Below are 1,478 nucleotides of genomic sequence, written 5' to 3' on the forward strand. Positions count from 1 at the left end.
CCCCGTTACCTTTTTCGTAGCCCGTTCCTGATGCAGGATATGGGTGTGTTGGCCGGTCGGTTCCGGCATGGTTTTTGCCCCCAGTCACCCATGATCCGGGGGGTGTTGCCACCGGAACCGGCTTGGCGGCGGGTTGATCGCTGATAGAGGCACGACCAGCGAAGCCATTCGTAACGTGGATGCGACTCCTGCCGCCCTGACCAGCCAACGCGTCAGTCTCAGGATGAGCTACCGGGGGTAATCATGATCTTGGAGCAAGAGAGCATCGACGTTTTCCTTGGCCTGGACGTCGGCAAAACCGGTCACCATGCCGTGGCTCTGAACCGGGCCGGGAAGAAGCTCTACGACAAAGCGTTGCCGCAGGACGAAACCAAAATCCGCGACGTTCTCACTAAACTCGCCGGCCACGGGAGGGTCCTGGTCATCGTGGATCAGCCCGCGACCATTGGTGCACTGCCGGTCGCTGTCGCCCGGTCAGCCGGAGCATCCGTGGGGTATCTGCCCGGGTTGGCGATGCGCCGGATCGCGGACCTGCACCCGGGCCAGGCGAAAACCGATGCCCGGGACGCGGCCATCATCGCCGAAGCCGCCCGGTCCATGCCGCATACGCTGCGGTCGGTGGAACTGGACGATGAAACCCTGGCCGAGCTCGGCGTGCTCTGCGGTTTCGATGATGACCTGGCCGGACAAATCACCGCGACCTCCAACCGGATCCGCGGGCTCCTCACGCAGATCCATCCCGCCCTGGAGCGGGCACTGGGCCCGCATCTGGACCACCCGGCGGTGGCGGACCTGCTCACCCGCTATCCGACCCCGCAGGCGTTGAAGACCGCCGGCCGCGGTCATGTGAAAGCACGGCTGAAGAAACACGCTCCCAGAGCCGCTGAACGCCTCACCGAAGCCATCTTCACCGCACTGGACCAGCAAACGGTAGTTGTCGTGGGCACCGGTGCGGCCGGGATCGTGCTGCCGAAACTGGCCGAGCAGCTCCTGTCCCTGCGCTGGCAGCGCGAGGAGATCGCATCCCAGGTCGAAGCTCTCGTGGAGGCCCACCCTCTTTACGAGGTCCTGACCTCGATGCCGGGCATCGGCGTCAGGACCTGCGCCAGGATTCTCACCGAAGTCACCGGCAAGCACTTCGCGTCCGCCGCCCATCTGGCTTCCTACGCCGGAATCGCTCCGGTCACCCGCCGTTCCGGAACCTCGATCAGAGGTGAGCATCCGAGCCGGCGGGGAAATAAGAAACTTAAACGAGCCCTGTTCCTCTCGGCCTTTGCCGCCCTGCATCATCCGCCGTCCAGGGCGTATTACGACCGCAAACGCGCCGAGGGTAAACGGCATAACCAGGCCCTCATTGCCCTGGCCCGGCGCCGCTCTGATGTCCTCTTCGCCATGCTCCGCGACGGCACCCTTTACGAAGACCCTGCACCTAAGAACCTGCCCTCAGCCGCTTGACGAAAACCATAGAGGCACCCCCC

General features: G+C 64.3%; 1 protein-coding gene. It reads left to right on the forward strand.

Going from position 1 to position 1,478, the window contains the following annotated elements; genetic code table 11:
• The first annotated feature begins 243 nt into the window (after positions 1-243).
• Positions 244-1,455: an IS110 family transposase gene (locus ACWGQ2_RS18365; protein ID WP_452019649.1), complete on the forward strand. Its 1,212-nt coding sequence runs from the start codon at positions 244-246 to the stop codon at positions 1,453-1,455.
• Positions 1,456-1,478 lie beyond the last annotated feature (23 nt).

Source organism: Arthrobacter sp. NPDC055585 (assembly GCF_053619115.1).